The sequence below is a fragment of the Bacteroidales bacterium genome (assembly GCA_014860585.1).
In the GTDB taxonomy this organism is placed as follows: Bacteria; Bacteroidota; Bacteroidia; order Bacteroidales; family 4484-276; genus RZYY01.
This window is the reverse complement of the sequence record JACZJL010000026.1, coordinates 1-5,982: the sequence shown is the minus strand read 5'-3', so window position 1 is coordinate 5,982 and position 5,982 is coordinate 1. Positions and strand designations below refer to the sequence as shown.

At 44.6% G+C, this 5,982-nt stretch carries 10 protein-coding genes; 9 read left to right on the top strand and 1 reads right to left on the bottom strand.

Going from position 1 to position 5,982, the window contains the following annotated elements:
* Window positions 1–227 precede the first annotated feature (227 nt).
* A complete protein-coding gene (locus IH598_02815) occupies window positions 228–569 on the bottom strand; it encodes a single-stranded DNA-binding protein (protein MBE0637430.1) in 342 nt (113 codons plus the stop codon).
* A gap of 289 nt (window positions 570–858) precedes the next feature.
* Between IH598_02815 and IH598_02810 the strand changes: the two genes are divergently transcribed.
* The 9 genes from IH598_02810 to IH598_02770 form a co-directional block, all read left to right on the top strand.
* Complete coding sequence (locus IH598_02810; protein MBE0637429.1) at window positions 859–1,605, top strand: hypothetical protein; 747 nt, start codon at window positions 859–861, stop codon at window positions 1,603–1,605.
* A gap of 72 nt (window positions 1,606–1,677) precedes the next feature.
* Entirely contained in the window at window positions 1,678–2,232 is a 555-nt protein-coding gene (locus tag IH598_02805; protein MBE0637428.1) for a T9SS type A sorting domain-containing protein, read from the top strand.
* 8 nt (window positions 2,233–2,240) lie between these two features.
* Window positions 2,241–2,741 carry an ORF6N domain-containing protein gene (locus tag IH598_02800; GenBank protein MBE0637427.1) on the top strand — a complete coding sequence of 167 codons (501 nt, stop codon included), beginning with the start codon at window positions 2,241–2,243 and terminating at the stop codon, window positions 2,739–2,741.
* A 10-nt stretch (window positions 2,742–2,751) separates the two neighbouring features.
* On the top strand, window positions 2,752–3,063 hold the full coding sequence (locus IH598_02795; protein MBE0637426.1) for a type II toxin-antitoxin system HicB family antitoxin: 312 nt from the start codon (window positions 2,752–2,754) through the stop codon (window positions 3,061–3,063).
* Between the two features lie 30 nt (window positions 3,064–3,093).
* A complete protein-coding gene (tnpA, locus tag IH598_02790; protein MBE0637425.1) occupies window positions 3,094–3,573 on the top strand; it encodes an IS200/IS605 family transposase in 480 nt (159 codons plus the stop codon).
* A gap of 39 nt (window positions 3,574–3,612) precedes the next feature.
* Window positions 3,613–3,861, top strand: a complete 249-nt coding sequence (locus tag IH598_02785) for a hypothetical protein (protein MBE0637424.1) — start codon at window positions 3,613–3,615, stop codon at window positions 3,859–3,861.
* 13 nt (window positions 3,862–3,874) lie between these two features.
* Window positions 3,875–4,015, top strand: a complete 141-nt coding sequence (locus IH598_02780) for a hypothetical protein (GenBank protein ID MBE0637423.1) — start codon at window positions 3,875–3,877, stop codon at window positions 4,013–4,015.
* Between the two features lie 14 nt (window positions 4,016–4,029).
* Complete coding sequence (locus IH598_02775) at window positions 4,030–4,293, top strand: hypothetical protein (protein ID MBE0637422.1); 264 nt, start codon at window positions 4,030–4,032, stop codon at window positions 4,291–4,293.
* Between the two features lie 61 nt (window positions 4,294–4,354).
* Window positions 4,355–5,982 (top strand): hypothetical protein (locus IH598_02770; protein ID MBE0637421.1); only part of this gene is annotated, 1,628 nt, incomplete at its 3' end.

Sequence of the window (5,982 nt, the reverse complement as noted above, 5' to 3'; positions counted from 1 at the left end):
CGGATCTTCAATCCGGAGTTTACCAGTTTAAACTAAGTGGTGAAAAAGGAACATTGGTGAAGAGGGTAGTGAAGAGTTTATTATAAAGAGGCGGTCTCAAAAGTCTTCCTCATAGATTTTCAACGCTCTGTGCTAATAATCAACTTTTTAGAGAGCCTCCTAAAAATTTGAAATAAAAAAGCCCGCCGGATTGCTCCAACGGGCTTCGGTTTTCAGGGAAGTCAGGGTTAGTTGCTCTCTTTACCCAGCATCACCAGGTCGTTTACCACAATCTGTGTATAGAACTTCCGGTTGCCTTCCTTGTCGTCATAGGTGTTGGTTTCGAGCCGGCCTTCGACAGCGATCTGCTTTCCTTTTTTCAGGTACTTCTCGGCTACTTCGGCCAGTCCGCCCCAGATGATGAGGTTGTGCCACTGGGTGTCGGTGACTTTTTCACCCTTCTCATTTTTGTAGGTTTCGCTGGTGGCCAGGGAGAAGCGGGCCATCTTGTTACCATTTGCTACTTGTTTTACTTCCGGGTCCATTCCAAGGTTCCCAATTAACTGAACACTGTTTCTTAAGCTTTTCATGACATTTAAAATTTATGGTTAAACATTAAGTAAAAAATTATGAAGCAAAGATAGGGTGGGGGATTGGGGTGATTCGGTTAATAAATATTTACTTGCGTTTGTAAACGGACTTAAGCGGGTGTAAGCGTTTGTAAACGGATAAAAAAAATTTAACTTGTTGTATTTCTATAACTTAATTTTCTATCAAAACTTTTACTTCTTCATCAAAATTTGACCCCTTTTTTAGTAATGATGAAAATAAATTACCTTTGAAATCAATTTTTTTTACTCACCTAATCCTCTTTGAAAAATGAAAAAGTTATCCATTCTCATTACTGTGCTTGGTTTTGTTATGATTGCCAACCAGGTTAATGCGCAGCAGGTTATTGCCACCTCCGGCGGCTATTACGAAAATGACAACATTTCCTTGAGTTGGACTGTCGGCGAGCCGGTGATCGAAATCTTCACTGGCGGTGATGTTATCCTCACACAGGGTTTTCAGCAGCCCTGGAGTTTTTACCTTCAGCAAATCCTCAATATTCCTGTGGGCTGGAGTGGGATTTCCGGCTATGTGGATCCGCTGAACAAAGGTGTTGTTGGGATTTTTTCTCCCTGGGAAAACGACCTCATCATCTTGGCTTCGATGACCGAGATGTACTGGCCTGAAACAGGCGTCAACACAATTGGCAACTGGGATTACAGCACTGGTTACAAGGTTAAGACGCTGAATGGTTTTGATCTTACCCTCACCGGTACAAAAATTGTCGATCCCACGGTTGCCATCCCGCAGGGCTGGAGTTTGCTGCCGGTTTTGGTGGCCTGCGAAACGCCGGTGGAGACACTATTTTCCAACTTTTTGGATTTGACTATCGTCAAGCAGGTAGCTGGCGTAAATCTCTACTGGCCGGCTTACAATATCAACACATTAGGAAATCTTATTCCCGGCAAAGCCTATTTTGTTGCTGCTTCTGATGAGGGACAGGTAACATTTCCGGCTTGTGCAAAATCAAAATACACCCCGGCTCCACCGGCTAAATTAGTGAACAACACACCATAGAACGACCTCCATCCAACCGCTGCCTCTCATGTTGTAGCTTTTCCGGCAGCAGCGCTGACAACTTCCGAAATAATGCCTGGCGATATAATCGGCATTTTCACTCCCGACGGGCTTTGCGCCGGACAGGTTGAAGTAACGCAACCAGGTGAAGGACTGGCTTTGGTTGCTTTTGGCAATGAAGAAATTTCTTCTGAAAAAGAGGGCTTTGATTACGGTGAAATGTTCCAGTTTAAAGTTTACCGGCAGTCCACCGGGGAAGAGTTGCTCATGGAAGTGGATTTTAATCCCGCACTCCCAAACATGGCCAACTTTTCACCTCACGGATTGTCGGCTGCCAAAAGCCTGAAACTGCAAGCGCTTGGCGTAAGTGAATTAGCAGACAATCAGATCAACATTTACCCTAATCCTACAACCGGCATTTTCAATTTGAGCATGAGCGTTGGGCCGGAAAAAACCCAAATCCAACTGCTCGATGCCAGAGGGCAAGCCATCAAAATCTATGAATTTGACAAAAAACCAAACGGCCACTGGCAAAGCTTTGATCTTTCACACTTGCCGAAGGGGGTTTATTTCCTAAAAATAGCAAACAGCGAATTTATGAGCTTTAAAAAACTGGTATTGCAGTAAGAAATATGATGCAGCTTCAGCAGATACAACAGCGAATTTATGAGGTTAGGTCGCAAAAGGTCATGCTTGATTTCCATCTGGCCGAAATGTATGAAACCGAAACCAAAAGGCTCAAAGAAGCCGTCAGAAGGAATATTGAGCGATTCCCGGTTGACTTTATGTTTGAACTAACCAGGCAGGAATATGATACTTTGAGGACGCAATTTGCGACCTCAAAGCGCGGAGGTACCCGTTACATGCCATTTGCTTTTACTGAACAGGGCGTTGCCATGCTTGCCAGTGTGCTTAATAGCTCCAAAGCAATTGAAGTGAACATCCAGATTGTGAGGGCTTTTGTGTTTATGCGAAAATATGCCCTCACCCATCACGACCTAACACTAAAACTGATGGAATTGGAAAAGCAATACGACCAAAAATTTGATGATGTTTACCAGGCGCTTCGATATCTATTAGAAAAAGACAAACAGAAAAATGAACAGAACAACCGAAAAAGAATCGGTTACAAATAATACTATAAACATGAATCCACTAACATTTGAAATTGAACGTGATGGTAATGAATTTCACACCTGGTGCCCTGAATTGCCCGGTTGTCATACACACGGGAAAACAGTTAAGCAGGCTATTGAAAACCTGAAAGAAGCGGTGCAGCTTTACCTCGAAGTTCTGATATTTTACAAATATTTCGCGGCGCTGCCGCTTGACAATGATACAGCAATGAAAATTGAATTGAACTTCAAAAAGGTGCAGCGCACCACAAACTTTGTAGAAAGGCTGTACAAAGATTGGAGCATAGGTGCGGAGCACCGTAATAGTAAACCGGAAATGTAAATAAATTGAACACATTAAAATTTGATTAAAATGGCCGATACCTATTCACAATGCTATTTTCATCTGGTTTTTGCGGTAAAACATCGCAACGCATTAATTAGAAAGCCGTGGAAAAACGACCTGGAAAAATACATTACAGGGATTGTTCAAAATCATGGGCATAAACTAATTGCTATTGGTACAATGCCTGATCACATACATATTTTCATTGGGTACAATTTAAATCATCTGATCCCAAAATTGGTCGAGGAAATTAAAACTTCAAGCAATAAATGGATTAAGGAAAATGAGCTATCAAATTTCAAATTTGACTGGCAAAAGGGATATGGTTCATTTACCAATTCAAAATCACAATTGGACAGAGTTGTTAAATACATCCTGAATCAGGAAACACATCACAAAAAGAAAACATTCAGAGAAGAGTATTTGAACATATTGAAAAACAATGAAATCGAACACAAGGATGAATATTTGTTTGAATTTTTTGATGATGTCAGGGATTGGGAATAAATGTTTCGGTGCGCCGCACCTTTGAAAAATTTTACGGGCATGTTATTTTACAAATATTTCGCGGCGCTGCCGCTTAAAACAAATAAAAATGAGACAATGATTGATGAATTGAAAATCAAAAAGGTGCAGCGCACCGCAAGCTTTGTAGAAATCGCGTCTCCAAACAGGAGCAAAGGTGCGGAGCAACGAAATCTAACCATCGGAAATGTTGATATTCCGGTGCGCTGCACTTCTGATAATGGTTACATGGATGTTTTGTTACAAATATTTCGCGGCGCTGCCGCTTGATAATGATACAGCAATGATAACTGAATTGGACTTCAAAAAGGTGCAGCGCACCGTAAGCTTTGTAGAAATGGCGTCTCCAAACAGGAGCAAAGGTGCGAAGCAACGAAATCTAACCATCGGAAATGTTGATATTCCGGTGCGCTGCACCTCGTGATAAAGGTTACATGGATGTTTTGTTACAAATATTTCGCGGCGCTGCCGCTTGATAATGATACAGCAATGAAAATTGAATTGAAAACCAAAAAGGTGCAGCGCACCGCAAGCTTTGTAGAAAGGCTGCACAAAGATGGGAGCAAAGGTGCAGAGCACCGTAATCTTTGTAACAAAATGGGCATCCAGATAGCATGCAAGGTGCAGCGCACCGAAATCTTTGTAGAAAGATGCCCAAAAGTGGGGGTAAAGGTGCGGAGCACCGCAATATTGAACCAGTAATGATAATTTTTAAAAATCTAATTTTAAATCAACATTTTAATAATCACCAAAACAAGTAATTATGAAAAAGATCTCGTTACTCTTCACAGCACTTCTCATGAGCCTTTCCCTGCTGGCTCAAGCCCCTCAGGGCATCAATTACCAAACTGTAATCCGTGATGGCGACGGCGATATCCTGCCCGACACGGAACTCTCCCTCCAAATGACCATCCGCTCGGGTACGCCCGATGGCGAGGTGGTCTATCAGGAAAATCATGATGTGACGACCAACACCATTGGACTGGTAAACCTGGTGATTGGCCGGGGGACGCCTCTTAGCGGCAGTTTTGGCGCTGTTGCATGGGGTAAAAACAGCCACTACCTCGAAACGGCCATTGACATCACCGGAAGTAAAGAGTTTCAGGTGATGGGCGTTACACAGTTTCTGAGTGTGCCCTATGCGCAGTTTTCGGGTTACACCGGGAGTGTGCTTACGATGACCACGCATGAACGCAACGCCTTGCCAGACCCGCCGGTGGGGATGCAGATTTACAATATCACCACCAACTGCCTGAACTACTACAACGGAGCCGAATGGTTTGAAACCTGCGGAAACCAGGTTGAAAATTTCCCGCCTGATGTGCCGGTTTATTCCATGCCGCCCGATGGCGCCATGGATATGCCCCTCGAGGTTTTGTTTCAATGGTCATGTTCCGACCCCGAAGGCGACCCGCTGCTATATGATTTCTATCTTGGAACCAACAATCCCCCGCCATTAGATTTCACCACCGACGGCACGGCCTGGGGCAGCTACCCGCTGACTCACTCTTCCATCTATTTCTGGAAAGTGGTTGCCCGCGACGACCACGACAACGCCACCGAAGGCCCGCTCTGGAGTTTCCAGACCATCAATTGCGCTGCACCTGAAGTGTATGTAGGTGATGAAGCCATAATTTGCGAAGGTGAGAGTTTTCAGATAGCAGGTGCAACCATAGGAACATCAGCCACATTGATTGGCTGGACTACCAGTGGCGATGGTACTTTCAGCGACCCGCTTGCCCTGAACCCCGTTTACACCCCGGGGACTTCCGACATTGAAATCGGCCACGTTATTCTGATTTTGACCGCTTCCACCACGCAACCCTGTCCTCCCATACAGGCATCCGGTCAATTGCACCTTTTCATTGAGCGATCGCCGGTAATAGCTGCCGGAGAGGATGCAACCGTATGTTCTTGGGAACTTGTCCCATTGAATGCCTTCGGATTTCATTTTTCATCAGTAGAATGGTTTATATTGACTGGATTTGGGGAAATCGAAAATCCCAACCAACTCAATGCTACCTACATTCCTTCAAACTTAGATTTTTTAATAGGTTGGGTTAGTTTTGTCATCTACGCAGCGCCAATTTCGCCTTGCACCACCAGCGCTGAAGATTGGATAAATATCACATTTGTTGATCTGCCGGAGGCCGACGCCGGCCCCGACCAGTTGAACCTGCCGGGAACCACTGCCACCCTTGCAGGCAACACCCCGCCGGCGGGCGGCAGTGGCGTTTGGAGTATAAACAGTGGCGCCGGCGGTAACATTGCCCAACCCAACAACCCAACCAGCACATTTACCGGCGTGGCCGGAGTAACTTATGTTCTTATCTGGGAAGTGGAATCAGAATACGGGTGTTATGCCAATGATGATGTAACCATCAGCTTTGC

What these genes read in the sequence shown, in the direction of transcription:
- IH598_02815 (MBE0637430.1), bottom strand. Translation starts at nt 569, where the DNA reads ATGAAAAGCTTAAGAAACAGTGTTCAGTTAATTGGGAACCTTGGAATG.
- IH598_02810 (MBE0637429.1), top strand. Translation starts at nt 859, where the DNA reads ATGAAAAAGTTATCCATTCTCATTACTGTGCTTGGTTTTGTTATGATT.
- IH598_02805 (MBE0637428.1), top strand. Translation starts at nt 1,678, where the DNA reads ATGCCTGGCGATATAATCGGCATTTTCACTCCCGACGGGCTTTGCGCC.
- IH598_02800 (MBE0637427.1), top strand. Translation starts at nt 2,241, where the DNA reads ATGCAGCTTCAGCAGATACAACAGCGAATTTATGAGGTTAGGTCGCAA.
- IH598_02795 (MBE0637426.1), top strand. Translation starts at nt 2,752, where the DNA reads ATGAATCCACTAACATTTGAAATTGAACGTGATGGTAATGAATTTCAC.
- tnpA (MBE0637425.1), top strand. Translation starts at nt 3,094, where the DNA reads ATGGCCGATACCTATTCACAATGCTATTTTCATCTGGTTTTTGCGGTA.
- IH598_02785 (MBE0637424.1), top strand. Translation starts at nt 3,613, where the DNA reads ATGTTATTTTACAAATATTTCGCGGCGCTGCCGCTTAAAACAAATAAA.
- IH598_02780 (MBE0637423.1), top strand. Translation starts at nt 3,875, where the DNA reads ATGATAACTGAATTGGACTTCAAAAAGGTGCAGCGCACCGTAAGCTTT.
- IH598_02775 (MBE0637422.1), top strand. Translation starts at nt 4,030, where the DNA reads ATGTTTTGTTACAAATATTTCGCGGCGCTGCCGCTTGATAATGATACA.